This window comes from Azospirillum himalayense (assembly GCF_042657465.1).
GTDB lineage: Bacteria > Pseudomonadota > Alphaproteobacteria > Azospirillales > Azospirillaceae > Azospirillum > Azospirillum himalayense.
Genome location: NZ_JBHSLC010000049.1, coordinates 242,039 through 260,474 on the forward strand (window position 1 = coordinate 242,039; position 18,436 = coordinate 260,474).

Consider the following 18,436-nt stretch of genomic DNA (forward strand, 5'->3'; position numbering starts at 1 on the left):
ATGTCCGCCGCCGTGATGCCGTTGCCGGAACGTTCTCCACTTCCGTTCGATTCGGCGATGCCGCCTGCGGACCGATGCCGGTTGCTTGAAGCCGCCTTCCCGGAACCGCTGCGGAAAGTTCTGGCCGCAGGCCATCTGGAACACCGCCCGCGCTTCGGCGAGGACGGCTTCGAGGAGCTCCAGGAGACCTGGTCGCCGCCGGCGAACGTCACAGCCCGGCAGGCTGCCATGGCGCAGCGGGTGCTGGCCGACTTGGAGGGCTCGGTTCTCGCGCCGGTGGAACCCGACCGGCTGCTTGGCCGTGTGTTGGCGCTGCTGTCGCATTACCCGGCCAAAGGGCTGACGCCCGACGTCGAGCAGCTGGTCGCGTTGGACTGGGTCGAAGACCTCGGCGAGTTCCCGACCTGGGCGATCGATCAGGCGGCGCGCACTTGGCGGCGGACGCAGAAGTGGAGGCCGAGCATCGCGGAGATTCGGGCGCTGTGCACGGAGGCGTGCGCGAAGGAGCGTGTGCTTGTCGACCGGCTGCGGATGATTGTCCGGACGGGTCATGTTGCCACAAGATCGGGCTCCATGCCGGGGGCCGTGATGACCATGGGGGGGACTGCTGTTCGACGGATGCCTTGATTCCGAACGCCATCAGCTCAATCATCTTGCACCAACATCGAGCGTTGGAGCATCGGCAGGCTTGCGGTGCTGCTCGGCGTGAAGCACCTCTTCGTGTTCCGCCGGCTCAGTGGCGCTGTTCCCTGCGTCGCCGCCCGTACCACCATCCGATCCCGGGTGGCGCCGGCGGGTTCCGGCCGCATCGATCTGACGCCGGGATGATGCGCCCGCGCATCGCGGAGACGGACCGACACCGCGATCTAGCGGCCGAATGCCAGCGCGGTGACCACTGTTCGCGCGGCCACAGGCTTCCACGTTGGAGGTGGACAGGCTTCCTTTGCTCACCCGCTTGGCGGGGCAAGGCGTGTAGACTGGCCGCGCAACACACGCGAGGTCGCCGATGAACAGCAGCAAACGGCCGGAGTTATCGCACGACGACGCTCGAACCTTCGATGGCACGCCGGTGTTCTGCACGCTCGAAGGTCCGCGCAAACTGCTTCGCCTCTGCGGCACCTTCGACATCAAGGTCGGCGGCCAGACGGTGAAGTGGGACAACGATCCGCGAGGTCGGTGGTGGTTCACAGAGCAGGCGTTTCTGGAAATCCTCGACATGGCCACCAACATGGCCACCGACGCGGCCGCCGCTGTTTCAGCTGGCCCCGACCTGTTGAACCACATCATGTCCTGGGTTGTACGGGAGAAGTCCGCCGTCTGCGCCGATTGGAATTCGCTGGCCAACATTTACTCGCTCAACATCCCTACCGGGGAAAAGATCAGTTGCTGGGCAGGCCACATTCGTGCCCAGCCGCTGTTCTCGAAAAGCGATCCTCATCAGCGCAAATCCGCCCTGATGCTGCCGGGCGGGCTGGTCCAGTACGTGATCGATGGCTTGCAGGACAAAAGGTACGACGGCTGGGTGCGCGCCGAGCGCCCATTGCGGGTCGCCGTGGGAACAGCCTGATCGCCACCCCACGGGAGCATCTCAATGAAACGTTGTTCTTATGCGCCGATGAGCGTCGAAGAGATGTCTGGCCGCGGTTGTCGGCCAAGCCGTTGATATGGTTGAGGTGGCGGAGATCGATATGGCCGCCCGGCGAGGACCAAACGCTGCCGGCGTCGAAGGTCTTGCGGGAGGTCGGGGCGTAGAGCGCCTGAGAGCCGCGGCGGCTGGATGGGGCGACCCCGTTTGCGCACGGACCAGGCCAAGGACGAACTTCGGCTATGATGGAAGGGGAGGGAGCGGATCAACCTCCCCTCCCCTCCCCGGATGAGAACTGGAAGCATGCTTCCAGTCTTGTGGATCAATTGTCTGCTTCGACCGTCTCGGCGACGCGGCTTCCCTGCAATTCCGCCAGCCGCGCCTCGATGCGGGCTTTTTCCTGGAGGAGTCGTGCGATTTCCTCAGCGACGGAGTCCATGGCGTCGGCCACCGGATCGTCACCGACCTGCCCCCCTCCGGAGACTTGGCGGCGGAATGCGAGGATTTCGCGTCGCGTGACGTCTGGGCGGATAAGATCCCGCTCATCAGCCAGTTTGCGCTCCTCGTCCGACATGCTCGCCAGAAGGTACACATTGGCCCACGAACGTGGCGCGCGCTCCGGAGCAATGGTGCGGTTCGTGATGGCGCGTGCAGCCGTCATCAGCATGGTGGCCGTGCGGTGCGAGAACGGCAGCAAGGCCACCATCTTGCTCCACTCGCCATGCTGGAGCCGCGCCTTCGCCTCGATGAGGTGGCGGCCGATCTGGACGAACCGCTCCTCTGCCTCGTCGTAGAGGCGGGAGATAGTCGTCACATAATCGGCGACGGACTCTGGCTTGCCTTCCGGCGGCAGAATTTCGATCGAGTTGGAGGGCGTCGACTCCGACGGCAACCGAGAAGTCGGAACAGCGGACCGGCCGACCGCCCCACCCTGCGGGTTGGTTAGGCTCGGCATCCCCGCCGTCGCGGATCGCAGGATGCTGATCACATCCTGCCCGGCGGGTGCGCTGCTCGACGGGGACGAACCGGTGTCGATGGGCAGAGGTCTTTTGGCCAAGGTCTATCCTCCGCTTATGCCGGGGTCGCGGCCGAAGCGGCCTTCTTTGCGCGAGGCACCCTGCCTTTCGTTGGCTTTGCTTCCGGCGGAGCCAATCCAGCGAGCGACGCGATGGCGGTGCAGACAGAATCGATCTGCTTCTTGAGCGCCTTGTCTGCGACTTCCTGCGGCGAACATTTGTGCCACCAGGCTTTCTCGAACGAAGTGCGATGAGGAACATGCACATCGTCGCCGAACACGGGCACCTTCCACGCGGCCAGCTGCTGCTTGGCTGCCTTGTAGGTGTCGGTGTTGGGACGGACCTTGCACAGGAGCACCTTTGCCGGCAAGGAGAAGGAGGGATTGCCGGCAGACAGCAAGGCTGTCGTCTGCTCAACGACCTGAAAGGTCTTACGAGCTTCGTCGATGTCCCCTTTGCTCGAGCCCGACGGGATGACCACGGCCGAAGCATAACCGAAACCAAAGACCATCTCTTGGGTCAGTGCTCCGGCAAAATCGACAATGACGACGTCATGTTGTGCCTTGGCCTCGGTGATCGTCTCGACGATGTTCCGCCCCAGGAGGGACACAAGGGCAATGCCCTCCACGCGGCTCTCCCCTTTCTCATCACCGAGCCAGGAGATGAGTTTCTGATTCGGGTCGGCGTCGAGCAGAGCAACACTGCCACGCTTGCGGAAGTACTCTGCAAGCATGACGATTGTTGTTGTCTTACCAACACCACCTTTACTAGAAGCTACCGCGAGAACCCCGTCCATGCACCACTCCCCTGCTCTCTTGCCTTGGACACCCGACCAGCGTCCTTGCTTCACCAACATCTTCAGGCTTGTTGGCGAGGTCAACGCATTCCGCGATCATGAGAGGTGATTGTCGGCATTGCGTGTCGATAGAAACACGCCATTCATGCGCGCCACGATCCGGCGTAGCACGCGTGCAATCAAAATGGAGGCGTGCTTCCATTCTCCCGCTATCGAGACAGCAGCCCCAAGCAACGACTCGGAGGGCATGGGCCTGGCGAGCCACCGGATTGCGGTCAAGGCCGCATCGAACGGGAAGCATGCTTCCAATTCAGTGCCCTTCCCTGTCCACCTTTACCATGCCGACGCGGAATGGCGGCCCGCAACAAGCGGCGCCTCGGGTCGATGACAAACTGGAAGCATGCTTCCATTCTGGTGAGGGGGGCTCCCACGGCTTACGGGGAAAGCCAACACAGTTGCTCGTGGAATGGAAGCATGCTTCCAGTTTGATCAAGGGAAGAGCCGATGCGTCTGGGCGGATTACGGTCACAGAAGCGTCTCTCGCGAGTGGAGGCATGCGTCGAGCCTCGCTTGGTCGCGAAGGTCACGTGGAGATGTGAGAATCCCCCAGAAAATGGAAGCATGCTTCCACTCTCTTGAGATGTTCGCAGCCACCGACGGGGCGATCACGGTGCCTGCAGGTCTGCATCCACTCTCACCGCGCGTCGTGCCGGACGTCGGGGTGATTGGCGACGTGATCCGTCACGCGGGCCTCCTTGATCGCATCGGCGAGGCCGGACTGGTTGATCACCTCGCCGAGACGCTGGGCCACCTCGCCGCCGACGTTTGCGGCGTGGGCGGACATGGAACGCACGCTGTCGAGGATGGCGACCGCGTCGAACGCCTTGGCGACGACCTCGTAGCCTGTGGTACCGGAACCATCGCCACCGATGGCGTTCATGAACCGCTGCCGATCCGCACCCTCCGTGATGAGGTTGTCGTACAGGCGGGCCAGCCGCATGCGGTCGATACCCGTCGGCTCCTTGCCGATCGTGCGATCCAGCGAAAGGCCTGTCGCGGTGGCGATCATATGGCCACGGTGTTCAGCGCGATCCGCGCACGATCCGCGCACGATCCCGGCGACCGCGCCGTCGAGACGGTCGATCATTTGGACGCGGAACGCGGCAGCACGTCCGAGCCGGGCGTCACGCAGGCGCTTCGCCGCTGTGTTTTCCGGCGGCTCGGCGGCGAAAGACGAAAGGCTCGCCGCACCGTCGCGCTCCGACGAAGAGAGGAGGGCGACCCGCTCCTTGATCTCGACGAGTCGCGCCTCGACCACCTCGGCAAGGCGCACCCGATCCTCGGCGGCGTAGCCCGGCGGGGCGCTGCCGATGGCGTCGAGCGCCGCGATTTCCGCCGCCGGACGGGCCGCCGGATCGACGTGCGGGTCACGGTCGACGTCGATGTTCGTCTCCATGGCCTTGACGGAAGCGCTGGCCAGCACGGTCATGCCCTTATCGACTTAGCGCGCTGCGTCGGCACCGGCGAGCGAGACGCCGCGTGCCGGGCCGGACGGGGAGGGTAGGGGGAGTGTCGGCGCGCTCGCGGCGCATTTCGGCGAGCGTGCGCTCGACCATCGCATCGAACGCCCATGGATTGCTGGTCCGGTGGCGGTTAACGTTGCCCTCAGCCCTACCAGACCAGCCACTCGGCGCAATACCCATCTTCAGCGTTAAGTGGCATTCGCTCAGCACCGACCGGGGCGGAACTGCTGCAAACAGTCATTTACACCTCCGGAACGCCTCTGTTTCCTTCAAATTCACGGCGGATGCCGCAATCGAGCATCTGCCGCACAGCACCGTGTTCATGGGGGTCCCGACGCTCTACACGCGCCTCCTGGCCGACCCGCGGCTCGCCAGGGAGCGGTGCGGGAGCATGCGCCTGTTCACCTGCGGCTCGGCTCCTCTGTCACAGGAAATCTTCGAGGCGTTCGAGGCTCGCACGGGGCATCTGATTCTCGAACGCTACGGCATGACGGAAACCACGATCATTGCCTTCAACCCCCTCGACGGCGAGCGTCTGCCCGGCACGGTCGGCTACCCGCTGCCGGGGCTGGAGGCCCGGGTTGTGGACGCCGCCGGACAGCCACAACCTCTAGGTGAGGTTGGCGGTCTCGAACGTCGCGGTCCGAATGTGTTCAGGGGCTGTTGGCGGATGCCGGAGAAGACGGCGGCAGACTTCCGGCCGGACGACTTCTTCATGACGGGGGATCTGGCGCGCGCCGCCCCGGATGGCCGTCTCACGCTGGTCAGCCGCGCGAAGGAGACCATCATTTCCGGCGGCTACAATGTTTATCCGCGCGAGGTCGAGATCGTGCTCAATCGCATCGAGGGGGTGGGCGAGACCGCCGTCTTCGGCGTTCCCCATTCCGATTTGGGGGACGGCGTGGTGGCCGCAACCGGGCTGCGAGTCGCTCGATCCGGCCTCCATTCTCGCACGGAAGGCTTGGACCCGGACGGCGCGGTGTTCGAAGGCGGTGCGGTGGTCGTGGCGGAGAAAGAAGAGGTTGCCGATCCCCCGACCGAACGTCCGAGTCCATTGCCGGACCGCCTCGTGGCCGACGACGATGCCCCGCAGCGCCAGCATCTCCTGGATCCGGTATCCCTGCACCATGCCGAGGGTCAGACTCAGTCTCCGATCAGCACGGTTGGAAGCCCGACCATGATCGCACCGCCGTGCAGCGTCGGGTCGGCCATTCGTGCTTGCGGACTGCCGCCGACCAGGACCGTGGCGCTGCCCCCGGCGATGGTGTCCGGCGGGCCGACGCAGGCCGCGAGATCGCCCACACGCGCGGCGGGCAGGCCGCCGATCAGGACATTGACCGCGCCGGGGCCGACGATCGGTCCGCCCACATGCGGAACCGGCACCACCGCCGGGGTAGCCATGGGGCACAAGTGCATGTCGGTGCAGCGCGCGGCGGGCTTGGTCACGGTGAGGCAACCTCCACCGCGACGACGGTGATGTTGTCGGGGGCGCCAATCTCGCGCACGATGCCGACCAGTTGCGCGGGAAGACGGTCCACGGGCTGGCTTTCGGCGATCCGGCAGATGTCCGCGTCGGGCAGAACCTTGGTCAATCCGTCGCTGCACAGAAGGAAAAGGTCGCCAGGGGCCAATTCGCCTTGGATAACGTCCAGGAACAGGGTGTCCGCCGCGCCAACGGCGCGGGTGACCTCGTTGCCGCGAGGGTGGTGCGCGGCATCGCATGAGGCGAGGTCACCGGCTTCGACCATGGCTTGGACGACGCTATGGTCGGTCGTGAGCTGCTCCAACACTCCGGCCCTCAGCCGATAAAGCCGGCTGTCGCCGGCCCAGACGGCGGCGAAATGCCGTCCGAACACCAGCAGGGCCACCAGGGTACAGGCCATCGCCGTGGGCGCGTCGTGCAACGCCGCATTGGCCGAACGCAGGATGCGGCCGACGTCGTTGAGGAGGGTTTGCGCCGACGTGGCGGGGGCGAGGGCGCCCAGCTGGTCGATCACCAGCCGGCTTGCCTGATCTCCGGCGCCCAGTCCCCCCAGCCCATCGGCAACGGCCCAGAGACCCAGGTCCGGGCGGTCGAGCATGGCATCCTCGTTCCGCGTTCGAACGGTTCCAGGATCGGTCGCGGCGGCGGAGCGGATGGGAAACAGAACGGCCCCTCCGGTGAGCATGGCGACAAAGGCCTGTGAGTCCGGAAGCCCGGTGTGGACCGTGGGTGGATGGTCCGCAATCCACCACCAGGACCGGCTTGGTTCGGCGATGTGTGGTGCTGCTGGAAGGTTTGCCAGGGCGGCGGCCAACTCCTCCGGCTCTCCACCCCGGTCCAGGACATCGAGCAGCATGGCCTCGGCATGGTCGAACCAGGCGTTGCCGGCGCCATCGCTCGATGCGGCCACCAGGGTCAAAGGGAACGCGCGCCCGGTGTTGTCGATGCTCGGAACGAGGAGACCGCACAGGGCTTGGGGGCCGGCCACGTCCGGACCCAGGGCGAAACGCCAGACGGGAGCGGCTGCGAAGACACGCCCCCAGCGCTCCTCCGGACCCCCGTCCAGCCAACACCGGCTGTCCGCGACGACCCGTGACAGCCAACCGTCCCACACGTCCCGAAAGCCCGGCGGCAGGGACCGCGCGACGAAATCTCCGCGCGAGGGCAATTTTCCGAAAAAGCCGCTCAAAGGTTCGGAGGGCATTGGAACTGCTCCATGTCGGGCAGTGAGAAGGGATTGACGATGCTGCTCGCGCGCAGCTCGAACGACGCCGACATGCCGCCGGCGGCGAAGGTGACGATGGCGCGGTCGGGTCCGCGCGGCTCGAACCGCGCTTCGCGGAACAGGCGGAAGACCGACCAGGGGCCGCTGGTGCTGCGGGCCTGAACCTTGCTCGGGGTGTCGGTGGTGCCGCCGGCAACGAAGGTGACGGCGGAAACGTTGGTGCTGATCGGCATCGGCCATTGCACCGTAACGCCCCGGTTGACGCCGGCCTGGAACGTGACGAGCTGCCCCTCCAGATCGATCTCCACCGTCTCGATCCGCGGATCGATGGTGCGTGGCGTGAGCGTGAACTTGACGTCCGGACGGGGACTTCCCGTGGCGAAGAAGGCTTCGCGGATGGTGGCGGCGCGGCGGAACTGCTCCAGCACCGGTTCGGACAGGTCCAGGTCCATGCCGCCGATGCGCTGCCAGCGCCAGGGCTGGCGCGTGGTGTCCACGTACGGCTTCAGGTTCGCGTTGAAGAAGCTGTCGATCAGTCCGCTCGGTGCGAACAGACGGGCGAAGTCGTCCACCGCCGCCTCGTTCCGGCTGCTTGGTTGCAGCGGATAGCGTCCTTTGACCGCGCGCTCGCAGAAAGGCACCACGGAGGCTTGCCAGACCGTGTTGATCTGCGTGCGCAAACTGCCCAGCGCCGCGACGGACGTCTGCTGCCCCATGCCGCCGATCCAGCTTCGCAGCGGCTCCGGCAGGGTCGCGGCGGTGGCGGCGAGTTGCTGTCCCAGGCGCACCGCGGCGGCCTTGTCGCCCTCTCCCTGGCCCGGCAGGCCGGCCACGCGGCTCACCTGCTGGTAGAGGCCGTCGAGGGAGGCCAGCACCTGGTCCAGGCCCGACGGTCCGCCGCTGCGTCCGAAGGCGAGATCGCGCAAGGTCTGGAAGCGGTCGCTGACCGGTTGGCCGGGCTTGCCGCCCGTTTTCAACCCGAACTGTTCCGCCAGCCCGGCGAGCCGTTGCCCGGCCTGCGTCTGGCCCGCGGCCTGCTGTGCGGCGTCGACGGGGTTGGTCGCCGGGGGCGCCGTGGCCAGATCCGTCTCGCGGGCCACGGCCTGCACCAGCGTGCGGACGGGAGACATCGGACCGGCCGCGGCGTTCAGAACGGTCGCGGCCTCGTCCACGCTGCGGAACCGCGCCAGCGACAGATCGGCCAGCAACCCGTCCCAGTTCCGGGCGAACTCGTTGTAATAGAGGGTCAGCACCTCGCCCTGAATCCGCGCGACGCCGTCACGGCCGGCGGCCGCGGTCTGAGGTCCCAGCGTCTGCGGTCCCAGCACCCAGGCGTCTCCGGCGATGCGCTCCGCAACGCGCCCGAGATTGGGCAGGAACGCCTCGTGGAAGCCCTTGTGGGTGAACAGGCCGGGCATTCCCGCCGTCAGCGGCTGGTTGGACTGGCGGATGAAGACCTGTGCGCCGGCCGGGCCCGCATGGTCGATGACGCGCCATTCCGGAGGCGCTTTCTCCTCGGCGGCACGGCGGACGATGCGGTAGGCCCGCGCGGATGGCGACTCGCGCAGCAGCGTGGCGCGGACCTTGGCCACCAGCGGCTCGTCCAGAGGAAGGGCCGTCGGCGGCTTCGCCAGAAGCGTGTCGAGGTGGGCCGCCAGTCGCGACCGCACGGATTCGCTGTCGGTGCCCCGGTAGGTGGCGGCCCAGTCGAGCGCCATCCATTCCTTGACCAGCGCCGCATCCAGCGTCGGCCCGTCCTTTCGCCCGACACCGCCGAGCATCAGATACGCCTTCAATCCCTCATAGAGCAGGTCCGGGCGGTCCATGGCGCCGCGCAGACGGTATTCCATCAAAAGAAGCAGGTGCGGATAGAAGAGATGGTCGAGCGCACGGTGATACGCCTCGTCCGCCGCGGGAGACAGCTTTTCACCCTGGTGCAGGCCGAAGCGCATGGACACGGGCGTCGGCCCCGCCATGCCCTCCGTCCCGACCGTGAGTCCGCGCAACCGGTCGAGTATGTCGAGGATGAGATCCTGCTCGCCCAGCACCGGCGGATTGCCGTCCGAGGTGCCGAGAAGCGCCTTGGCCTTGTCGAGTTCCGCTTCCACATGCTCGGCCAGGGACGTGTTCCGCTGGTAGCTGAGAGCCGATGCGCCGATGCCGGCCAGCGTCACCAGGGCCGCCGCCGCCCAAGCGCTGCGACGGACCCAGCGGTTCCGGTTCTCCACCCGCGGATCGCGCCCGACGAGGCCGGCCTCGCCGAACACGACCTCGCGCAGCAAGCGCGTCAGGAAGAAACTCCGCCCGCTCGGACCGGCGCCGGCCGGGACCGGAGCGGTCAGGCCGAACGTGCCGGCCATGGCCGCCATGAGGCGGTCGATGGGCGCGCCGGTCTGCGTCGCGCTGGTGAAGTAGACGCCGCGCAGCATCAGCCTGGGCTCGTACCGCGACGGCTGGAAGACGGCGGTCAGGAAGTCCGCGACCGGTTCCTTCAACGACGCGAACTGCGCCGGGAAACCGAAAACCAGGTTGCGGCGCTCGGCAAGCGATTCGGCGTTCAGGCGCTCCAGCACGCGCGTCTGCAGGCGCTCCGTCAGGGCGTCGAAGTCGGCGGGCAGGCGCTCCAGCGGCTTCGCCTCGTCCAAGGGCAGGGTGACGCCCCACACCTGCTCCCGCTCGTCCTTGCCGAGATCGGCGAAGAATTCGGTAAACCCGACGACGAGGTCGAGCTTGGTGAACAGCACATAGACGGGGAGCCGCACGCCAAGCCGCTCATACAGCTGGTTCAGGCGCTGGCGGACGGCGGCGGCGTGGGCGTTGCGGACCGCGGGGGTCGCGGCGCCGAGCTCCGCCAGGCTGATGGCGACCAGAGCCCCGTTGACGGGCTGGCGGGGGCGGGTGCGTTTCAGCAGGTCGAGAAATCCGAGCCATGCGCCCGCGTCGACCGCCGCATGGCTGTCCTGGGTGGTGTAGCGGCCGGCGGTGTCCAGCAGGACGGCCTCGTCCGCGAACCACCAGTCGCAGTTGCGGGTGCCCCCGACTCCGCGAACCGACGCCGACCCGTTGTCGGCGGCGAGCGGAAATCGCAAGCCGGCGTTCAGCAAAGCCGTCGTTTTCCCGGACCCCGGCGGACCGATCAGCACGTACCAGGGAAGGTCGTAGATCGCACCGGCGCCTTTGCCGTTGCGGCGCAGCCGGTCGAGAGCGTCGTTCAGCCGCTCCTGAAGCGTAGCGATCTCTTCGGCGGTGGCGACGGCCGGCTCGTCCGGGGAGAGCGCGGCGATGCCCTGGACCATCGCCGCCGCGCGCCGCCGCTTGCGCAGGACGGCGAGGGCGAGCGCCGCCGCCCAGGCGAGCAGCGCGACCAGGATGACCGCCAGCCGCACCGCGTCGTCCTCGAACGGGCGCGCGTCGCCAACGCCGATCAGCGGTCCGGCAAACCACAGGAGCGCGCTCAGCAGAGCCATCCCGAGCAAGGAGAAGAACCATCGGGAACGCAACACGGAGGCAAGGCGGCCCATCATCCGTGACCCTTTGCAATGCCGCACCCCGCCGTTGGGGAAGGGGTGGGGGCGTGGTTCAGCGGTCCGCGGCTCATCGGTTTGCCACAGCAGGCAGGCTTTCAGCCCGAATGAGGATGTCCGTGCGGCGATTCTCCTCGCGGCCTTCGGCGTCGTTGTTCGACGCGACGGGCTCCAGATCGGCCTTGCCGTCCGCGGACAGGCGGGCGGGGGCCGACATCAGCCTTGCAAGATGGTCGCGCACCGCTTCGGCCCGCGCCTTGGACAGGTGCCAGTTGGACGGAAAACGGACCGTGCGGATCGGAACGTTGTCGGTGTGGCCGACCACCTGGACCAGGCCCGGTTCGCCCTCCAGCGCCTGTCCGATGCGGTCCAGCAGCGCGTAGGTCTGCTTTTCGACCGAGGCGCTGCCGGAACGGAACATGCTGCCCGCACGCATGCGGATCACCAGACCGTCCGGCGCGTCGTGCAGGCTGACGAGCCCTTGCCGGACCTCGGGTTCCAGGAAGCCGCGGATCTGGGCGAAGGGGGGAGCCGGCGGGGGAGCGGCGATCCTCTGCGATGGCCGCGGAGCGGGGTCGGCGGGGCGCTCGGCCGGCGGTGCGGGGACGCTGGCCTGGGGCGCCGCCGACGGGCGGCTGAGTTGCGGGGGCGAGCGCGGCGGAAGCCGCACCAGCTCGGCCAAGGTCCGGTCGGTGCGGTCGTTGAGCGCGAAGGAAAAGCCGACATGCGCGGCCAGCAGCAGGGCGGCGGCACCCACCCCGATCACCCACAGGGGCACGCCCGTGGAGGTCGTGCGGTGGGGCATTGCGACCCCGCGCCAACGGCTGGACAGATCGCGCTCGCCGGTCCCGCGCAGTTCCGCGATGGACCGGTAGACGGTGTCGCGGGTGCGCGCCAGCTCCGACTGGCCGCGCGGCGACAGGCGGTATTGCCCCTCGAACCCAAGGGACAGGCACAGGTACAGCAGTTCCAGAAGGTCGCGGTTGGCCGCCGGTTGACGCATCAGGGGTTCCAGCAGACGGTAGAAGCGTTCGCCGCCGGTCACCTCGTTGTGGAAGCTGCTGACCATGCTGGCGGCGGCCCAGGGGCTGCGGTTGCCCCAGGGGGTGTTCAGCACGATGTCGTCGATGGTCGCGCAGAGCGCGTAATGCGCCGTCCGCACCGTCTCCCGCGGGGTTCCCTGAGCCGTCGCGCGGCCTTCGAAGTCCCGGAGCGCGGCGACGGTCTGGGCGCGCACCTGCTCGATCGGCACGGACATGCTGGCCGTGCGCAGGCGGGAGACGAGGCCGAGGAGTGGAGCCGCGGCGGCGGCCAGCGGGTTGACGCCGGTGTGGGGCAGCGCGATGGCCTCGCCGGCCGGCGAAGCGACCGGAGCGCGCCCCTGTTCGGCAGCGGCGTGCAGCCGCCCCCGGAAGCCGCCTTGGGAGCCGCCGGATGGGCCGCCGGATGGGCCGGGCGGGGCCGCGCCCGGTTGCGGGCCGGTCGGCGGGGACAGGGTGGGGTCCGACGGTGGTGGAGGTGCGGCCGTGGAGGACCCGGCACGGCGCGGCGATGCCCCGCCGGTGTTGAGGCCCGTGTTGAGGTTGACGGGATTGAAGATCGTCTTGTCGGCGTCCTCGATGCCGAAGGGATCGTCTTCGTTCATCGCGCATTATCCTCTGATGGCCCACAGCTCCATGACGATCTGCGGGAACTCCCCGGAGAGGTGGATGGCCAGCCCCCCGGACGTGCCGAGCTGCCTCCACATCGCCCCGCCGCGGTCGAGCGCGAAGTAGACCGATCCGGCGTTGAAGGGGATTTGCCGTGGCGCCACGGGCAGGGGGTCCGTGCCGATGCCGGGCAGTGCGCTCATCACCAGGTCGCGGATCAGCTCCACCGGGCCGATCTTCACCTGAAGGGGAAAGTTGCGGCGCAACTGCTCGGTCGGCATGTCGGCCCGCACGGCCAGGACGAAGCTCGCCGCGTCGATCAGGCTGCGGTCGGGAATGGCGGCCACGCGGATGCCGTAGCGGCGGTCCTGCAGCGGAATGGGGATGGCGGTCTGTTCCAGGACGGCACTCAGCAGCCGGCGCAGTTCCGCGACCACCGGCTGGAAGCTCATCTGAAGGTCGTCGTGGCGGTATGGCTCGAACTTCGGCGGACGGCGGCCCCGGTCGTTGAAGGTGGCCAGTTCCCCGGCCATCTGCACGAAGAGGCTGTACAGGCCCTCCGGGTGCAAGCGCGCTTGCGCATCGTGGTGGGCAAGCAACGGACCGTAACGGTTGCACAGCTGCAGCATCAGGAAGTCGGCGATCTCCGCCGCGCCACCCGCGCCGGCCTGCCCCAGCCGGTTGGCCAGCACCTCCGCGCGCTGGCTGATCAGCCCGTGCATCTCGGCCAGGAAGCCGGTCAGCTGGGGGGCCGCGGCGCAGGCCAGGCTTGGCGGGATGTAATGCCGGTCGAGCACGATGCCGCGACCGGCCGGCACCTCCACGATGCGCGCGACGCCGATGCAGGCGTAGCCGGAGCGCTCCTCATTCGCCAACATCAGGCGCAGGCGCAATTGGCCGACCTGGAGCTGGGCGATGGCGTTGGACGCCGCAACGGCGTCCTTCGCCTCGAACGGCGTGGCGGCGTAGCGGGTGATCGCCTCTTCGTGCGGCGGCAGGGCGACGTCGGCGCGCCCGGGGGAGCGCAGGGGCAGGGCGATGTACACGACGGCGTTGCGAACGGATTCCGCCGGCTCGATCGGCGCCGGCAAGGGCGCCTGTTCGGGCAGCTGGAAGGGCGTCCCGTCGGGCAGAACGCCCCGGGCGCGGCGCAGCGCCAGCTTTCCGGTGCCCAGGAGATCGCGGTCGATCTCCAGCTCCGTGACGCCCCAGCCATAGGCGCATAACGCGTTCGTCCGCGCGTCCACCAGCGCTTCGACGTAGCGGTCGAACTGCTGGAAGTGCTGGGCGCGCAGGAACATGCCCTCCGACCAGACGATCTTGTTGTCCCAGACCATGGGCGGCGACCTTTCCGTCTTTCGTCCCCGCGCGTCCGTCGGCCTCAGCGTCGTTCGGACGTTTTGGTGTGCGTCACGTAGGCGCGTCCGAACGCCCGCCCGAAGGAACCGAGAAGGTCCTCCTCAAGCCCGGCGAGGACGCGCTTGTAGTGACGTTCGTAATGGTCCCAGCACTGGGCCTTGCGCGCTCCGGGCAGCAGGTGGGTGATTCCGCCGCCGGACTCCGCCGCCTGCGCCACGGCTTCGGGATCGAACTCCTTGACGAGCGCCGTGACCGCCTTCTGCACGGCGGCCATCATGGCCATCTCGTGCGAGCGCAGGTCGTCCAGCGCCTGCCGCATGGCGTCGTCCGGCGGCATGTATCCGCGGCCGGTGGGGCGCACCATGCGGGCCAGAGCCTCGTCCGGGTCGGGGACGAACTTCAGGGGATTGTTGTCCACCGCCTGGATCATCGTGTGGTCGACGTTGAAGGTGGCCTTCACCGTGGCCCGGCTGCGCAGAAGCTGCGTGAGGCCCAGCACCCCCGTCCGGTAGACCGTGGCGACGGTGCGGATCGTGGCGGCGCGCTCCGCTGGGCTCAGGGGGCCGAGGTCTATGCCCAGCCCATCCAGAAGAGCCTCCCACAGCGGATCGTCTTCCGTACCCGGCGTTCCGCCCGCCGCGGCCGGTGGAACAGTGCCTGGGACCGGAGGGGCCGGCCGGGGCGGCTCCGCAACGGACGTTGCGGGTGGGTGTGGAGCTGCGGCGTCTTCGTCCGCATCCCAGTCGGGCGGAATGAAGGACGATGCCGACACCGCCGCGTCGGCGGAAGGGGCCGGCATGCGGAAGCAACCGGTCTCCGGCGGAGCGTGGTCGGGTTGGGACCAGCCGGTCGGCATTGCCGACGGGGCCGACCGGCCGAAGGGCCTTGGGTCCTCGAAGGGGTCCGGTGCCGGTGGCAAGGCCGGTGGTTGTGCCGGGACTGCCGCCGGGACTGCCGCCGGGATCATCGCGATGCTCACCGCGACGTCGTAAGTGCCGACGCGCAGCAGGTCGCCGTCCTGAAGCACCGCGCTGTTGCGGTTGCCCAGAGGTTTCGAGCCGTTGTTGATGTACACCCCGTTGGTGCTGGTGTCGGTCAGGATCCAGTCGGGCCCGTCGCGTTCGATGATGCAGTGGCATTTCGAAACGTGGCGGTCCGGATCGGGAAGCACCCACGAGTTGCCGGGTTTGCGGCCGATGGTGAACGGCAGGCCGTCCGGCTGCGCCAACGGACAATCCATGTCGGCCGACTGATGGCTGACCACCTGGAGCGTGACGCGCGACAACGTCATCGGGCGTCTCCTTCCCCGGCGCCGTCCGCTCCGGACCCGCTCAAGGTTTCGGCCAGGCGGCCGTTGCCCCCCGCCGCGATGTCCAGGCCGCTGTCCAGGAAGGCCGCCAGCCGTTGGTTCCCCTGTTCGGGCTGCCGGCTCACCGCCGCCAGGATCACCGCCGCGGCGACGGCCTTGCCCGCCAGCCCGTCCGGGGCCGGGACATCGGGTGCGCCGGCGGGCGCCATGCTGCCGCCGGACCAGAAGGCGCCGACGGCGGCCCAACTGGCCGCGTGCTGGAAGTCGGTCGCCTGGGCGCTGGCGTAGGCGGCGCGGCGGTTGGCTTCGCTGGGCTGGAACACCCACGCGCGGGCAGCCTCCAGGGCCGACAGGACCGGCTCCGGCGCGTCGGAGGGCAGGGTGGCCCTTATGCAGACGCAGGCCCACCAGACCGCCTCCCGCGGCGGCAAGGCATGGGCCAGAACCCGCACCGCGTCGGCGCGCCGGCCGGCGCCGATCAGCGCCGCAAGATAATCGGTCGGGGACTGGTCCGGGGCAAGCAGAAGCCGGGCCGCGTTATCGAGCGTGCAGAGATCCGCCACGTCACGGGCCTGCCGCTGACGAATCTTCCTCAGGGGTGCGGCGGTCATCCCCATGCCTGCTCCTGCTCGCTTTTCTGCCGTGATGATCGTCAAGTAGCAGTATTCCCGAACGAAACCGGCGTTTCTATTGTCAGACGGTGTTAAGCCGCGAATGTGTCAATAACTCGTTAGTGCTGATTACCCCTTCGACGCACTTTGACGAGTCGATTATCGAAGACACAATTGGCGGTCCTTTTTAAGGTTTGTAGACGTATGGTCGATCGGTAAACAAATAGGCGAAATTTCTCAATAATGGCGCGGACGCGGCGGTGCTGCGGATCGAACCCGATCCGGCCGTCCATTCGAATGAACTCTCCTGGGAGGACTCATGGACAGCGTTCACGACAAGCTTTCGCGCGTCCGCAAGCCGCGCGTCCACATCAGCTATCAGGTCGAGACGGAAGGGGCGGAGGTCGAACGCGAACTGCCCTTCGTCGTCGGCGTCCTGGGCGATTTCTCCGGAAATCCGGCGCAACCGCCCAAGCCGCTCAGCGAACGGCGCTTTTCCGAGATCGACCGCGACAGCTTCGACAAGGTCATGGCGGCGATGACGCCCGGCGTGAAGATGCGTGTGCCCAACACCTTGCGGGATGACGGAAGCGAGATGGCGGTCGAGCTGAACTTCCGCTCGATGGAGGATTTCGAACCGGCCCGCATCGTCGAACAGGTGCAGGCGCTGAGGGCGCTGCTGGAGACGCGCAACCGGCTGCGCGACCTGCTGTCCAAGGCCGACCGTTCGGAGAATCTGGAGGAACTGCTCGACCACATCCTGCAGGACAACGCCGAGCTGCGCCGTCTGTCCGGGGAACTGGGCATTCCCGGTGGTGACCAACAGACGGGCGGAGAAGGAGAGCGGGAATGAGCAACCTGACCCAAGCCGGCGCGGAGCCCGGCGCCGCCCCCGTTCCCACCACCGCCCCGGCGATGCCCAGCCTGCTCGACCAGGCGATCCAGGCGACGCGGCAGACCGAGCCCGACCGGACCCAGGCGCTTCTGTCCACCCTGACGGAAGAAGCGCTGAAGGGCACCCTCGTCTACGACCGCAACCTGACGGTCACGCTGAACAAGGCCATCGACGCCATCGACGCGACGATCTCGCGGCAACTCGCCGCCATCATGCACCATCCGGACTTCCTGAAGCTGGAGGGAAGCTGGCGTGGCCTGAACCATCTGGTGAAGAACAGCGAGACGGGCACGTCGCTCAAGATCCGCGTGATGCACATCACCAAGCGCGAGCTGTTCAAGGACCTGGACCGCGCCGTCGAGTTCGACCAGAGCACCACCTTCAAGAAGCTCTACGAGAACGAGTTCGGCATGTCCGGGGGGCAGCCCTACGGCGCGCTGATCGGTGACTATGAGTTCACCAACCATCCGGAGGACATCCAGCTCCTGTCCTCCATGTCCAACGTGGCGGCGGCGTCCTTCGCTCCCTTCGTGACGGCCGCCGGCCCGAAGCTGTTCGGGTTCGAGGACTACCGCGACCTCGCCAAGCCGCGCGACCTCGCCAAGATCTTCGACTCGGTCGAATACGCGAAGTGGAAGGCCTTCCGGGAGTCGGAGGACTCGCGCTTCGTCGTCCTGACCATGCCGCGCGTGCTGGCGCGCCTGCCCTACGGGGCGGAAACCCGGCCCGTGGAGGAGTTCAAGTACGAGGAGGCGCCCGGCGACGCCGCGGGCCAGCCGCAGCCGATGGAGCACGGCGATTACTGCTGGATGAACACCGCCTATGTGATGGGGACCAAGCTGACCGATGCCTTCGCCAAGACGGGCTTCTGCACCACCATCCGCGGGGCGGAGAACGGCGGGCGGGTGGACGGGCTGCCCGTGCACCAGTTCGTGACCGACGAAGGCGACCGGGACATGAAGTGCCCGACCGAGATCGCCATCACCGACCGGCGCGAGGCGGAGCTGTCCAAGCTGGGCTTCCTGCCGCTGTGCCATTACAAGAACACCGAATACGCCGTCTTCTTCGGCGGCCAGACCGCCCAGAAGCCCAAGCAGTACGACCGGCCCGAGGCGACCGCCAACGCCGCCATCTCCGCCCGGCTGCCCTACGTCATGGCGACCTCGCGCTTCGCCCAATACCTGAAGGTCATGGCGCGGGACAAGATCGGGTCCTTCATGGAGGCCACCGACTGCGAGGACTGGCTGAACCGCTGGATCATGAACTACGTCAACGCCAACCCGGATTCCAGCCCCGAGATGCGGGCCAAATACCCGCTCCGCGACGCCCGGGTGGAGGTGAAGGAGATCCCCGGAAAGCCCGGCTCCTACAACGCGGTGGCGTGGTTGCGGCCGTGGCTGCAGATGGAAGAGCTGAACGCCTCCATGCGTCTGGTCGCCCGCGTGCCCAAGCGGTCGTAAA

General features: G+C 67.7%; 14 protein-coding genes and 1 pseudogene. 5 read left to right on the top strand and 10 right to left on the bottom strand.

From position 1 onward, the window contains the following. Together ACFPMG_RS22570 and ACFPMG_RS22575 are read left to right on the top strand one after the other, a co-directional pair. A complete protein-coding gene (locus ACFPMG_RS22570; RefSeq protein WP_376997444.1) occupies positions 1-627 on the top strand; it encodes a hypothetical protein in 627 nt (208 codons plus the stop codon). A 379-nt stretch (positions 628-1,006) separates the two neighbouring features. Next, positions 1,007-1,567: a hypothetical protein gene (locus ACFPMG_RS22575; protein ID WP_376997446.1), complete on the top strand. Its 561-nt coding sequence runs from the start codon at positions 1,007-1,009 to the stop codon at positions 1,565-1,567. A gap of 340 nt (positions 1,568-1,907) precedes the next feature. Here the strand turns inward: ACFPMG_RS22575 and ACFPMG_RS22580 are convergent, their stop codons facing one another. The 3 genes from ACFPMG_RS22580 to ACFPMG_RS22590 all read right to left on the bottom strand — a co-directional run bounded on the left by ACFPMG_RS22580 (position 1,908) and on the right by ACFPMG_RS22590 (position 4,886). Beyond that, the gene (locus ACFPMG_RS22580; protein ID WP_376997447.1) at positions 1,908-2,642 is read right to left on the bottom strand and encodes a DUF3102 domain-containing protein; all 735 of its coding nucleotides are present in this window, start codon (positions 2,640-2,642) and stop codon (positions 1,908-1,910) included. 14 nt (positions 2,643-2,656) lie between these two features. Next, the gene (locus ACFPMG_RS22585) at positions 2,657-3,397 is read right to left on the bottom strand and encodes a ParA family protein (RefSeq protein WP_376997448.1); all 741 of its coding nucleotides are present in this window, start codon (positions 3,395-3,397) and stop codon (positions 2,657-2,659) included. A 694-nt stretch (positions 3,398-4,091) separates the two neighbouring features. Next, entirely contained in the window at positions 4,092-4,886 is a 795-nt protein-coding gene (locus tag ACFPMG_RS22590) for a hypothetical protein (protein WP_376997449.1), read from the bottom strand. 356 nt (positions 4,887-5,242) lie between these two features. On the opposite strand from ACFPMG_RS22590, the pseudogene ACFPMG_RS22595 reads away from it, so the two are divergent. Then, positions 5,243-5,527: pseudogene (locus ACFPMG_RS22595) on the top strand (AMP-binding protein); the annotation flags it as partial. A 536-nt stretch (positions 5,528-6,063) separates the two neighbouring features. Here the strand turns inward: ACFPMG_RS22595 and ACFPMG_RS22600 are convergent. From ACFPMG_RS22600 to ACFPMG_RS22630, 7 genes are all read right to left on the bottom strand, one after another. Continuing rightward, positions 6,064-6,336 (bottom strand): PAAR domain-containing protein, encoded by a 273-nt coding sequence (locus tag ACFPMG_RS22600; protein ID WP_376997486.1) that lies wholly within the window; start codon positions 6,334-6,336, stop codon positions 6,064-6,066. A gap of 26 nt (positions 6,337-6,362) precedes the next feature. After that, complete coding sequence (tagF, locus tag ACFPMG_RS22605) at positions 6,363-7,607, bottom strand: type VI secretion system-associated protein TagF (RefSeq protein WP_376997450.1); 1,245 nt, start codon at positions 7,605-7,607, stop codon at positions 6,363-6,365. Further along, positions 7,589-11,095 (bottom strand): type VI secretion system membrane subunit TssM, encoded by a 3,507-nt coding sequence (gene tssM / locus ACFPMG_RS22610; protein ID WP_376997487.1) that lies wholly within the window; start codon positions 11,093-11,095, stop codon positions 7,589-7,591. Before tssM ends, tagF begins: the two co-directional genes overlap by 19 nt. A 127-nt stretch (positions 11,096-11,222) precedes the next feature. Further along, on the bottom strand, positions 11,223-12,797 hold the full coding sequence (gene icmH, locus ACFPMG_RS22615; protein ID WP_376997451.1) for a type IVB secretion system protein IcmH/DotU: 1,575 nt from the start codon (positions 12,795-12,797) through the stop codon (positions 11,223-11,225). 6 nt (positions 12,798-12,803) lie between these two features. Then, positions 12,804-14,138, bottom strand: coding sequence for a type VI secretion system baseplate subunit TssK (gene tssK / locus ACFPMG_RS22620; protein WP_376997452.1), 1,335 nt, complete (start codon positions 14,136-14,138; stop codon positions 12,804-12,806). A 44-nt stretch (positions 14,139-14,182) separates the two neighbouring features. Further along, complete coding sequence (gene tagH / locus ACFPMG_RS22625) at positions 14,183-15,451, bottom strand: type VI secretion system-associated FHA domain protein TagH (protein ID WP_376997454.1); 1,269 nt, start codon at positions 15,449-15,451, stop codon at positions 14,183-14,185. Next, on the bottom strand, positions 15,448-16,080 hold the full coding sequence (locus tag ACFPMG_RS22630) for a DUF6931 family protein (RefSeq protein WP_376997455.1): 633 nt from the start codon (positions 16,078-16,080) through the stop codon (positions 15,448-15,450). The genes tagH and ACFPMG_RS22630 overlap by 4 nt, the downstream gene beginning before the upstream one ends. Before the next feature lie 319 nt (positions 16,081-16,399). Between ACFPMG_RS22630 and tssB the strand changes: the two genes are divergently transcribed. Then, complete coding sequence (gene tssB / locus ACFPMG_RS22635; RefSeq protein ID WP_376997456.1) at positions 16,400-16,933, top strand: type VI secretion system contractile sheath small subunit; 534 nt, start codon at positions 16,400-16,402, stop codon at positions 16,931-16,933. Then, entirely contained in the window at positions 16,930-18,435 is a 1,506-nt protein-coding gene (gene tssC / locus ACFPMG_RS22640; RefSeq protein WP_417281713.1) for a type VI secretion system contractile sheath large subunit, read from the top strand. The genes tssB and tssC overlap by 4 nt, the downstream gene beginning before the upstream one ends. Position 18,436: the final 1 nt, after the last annotated feature.

Bases quoted from the DNA above. Each gene is read 5' to 3' on its own strand.
- ACFPMG_RS22570 (WP_376997444.1), top strand. From the start codon at position 1: ATGTCCGCCGCCGTGATGCCGTTGCCGGAACGTTCTCCACTTCCGTTC.
- ACFPMG_RS22575 (WP_376997446.1), top strand. From the start codon at position 1,007: ATGAACAGCAGCAAACGGCCGGAGTTATCGCACGACGACGCTCGAACC.
- ACFPMG_RS22585 (WP_376997448.1), bottom strand. From the start codon at position 3,397: ATGGACGGGGTTCTCGCGGTAGCTTCTAGTAAAGGTGGTGTTGGTAAG.
- ACFPMG_RS22590 (WP_376997449.1), bottom strand. From the start codon at position 4,886: ATGACCGTGCTGGCCAGCGCTTCCGTCAAGGCCATGGAGACGAACATC.
- ACFPMG_RS22600 (WP_376997486.1), bottom strand. From the start codon at position 6,336: ATGCACTTGTGCCCCATGGCTACCCCGGCGGTGGTGCCGGTTCCGCAT.
- tagF (WP_376997450.1), bottom strand. From the start codon at position 7,607: ATGCCCTCCGAACCTTTGAGCGGCTTTTTCGGAAAATTGCCCTCGCGC.
- tssM (WP_376997487.1), bottom strand. From the start codon at position 11,095: ATGGCTCTGCTGAGCGCGCTCCTGTGGTTTGCCGGACCGCTGATCGGC.
- icmH (WP_376997451.1), bottom strand. From the start codon at position 12,797: ATGAACGAAGACGATCCCTTCGGCATCGAGGACGCCGACAAGACGATC.
- tssK (WP_376997452.1), bottom strand. From the start codon at position 14,138: ATGGTCTGGGACAACAAGATCGTCTGGTCGGAGGGCATGTTCCTGCGC.
- tagH (WP_376997454.1), bottom strand. From the start codon at position 15,451: ATGACGTTGTCGCGCGTCACGCTCCAGGTGGTCAGCCATCAGTCGGCC.
- ACFPMG_RS22630 (WP_376997455.1), bottom strand. From the start codon at position 16,080: ATGACCGCCGCACCCCTGAGGAAGATTCGTCAGCGGCAGGCCCGTGAC.
- tssB (WP_376997456.1), top strand. From the start codon at position 16,400: ATGGACAGCGTTCACGACAAGCTTTCGCGCGTCCGCAAGCCGCGCGTC.
- tssC (WP_417281713.1), top strand. From the start codon at position 16,930: ATGAGCAACCTGACCCAAGCCGGCGCGGAGCCCGGCGCCGCCCCCGTT.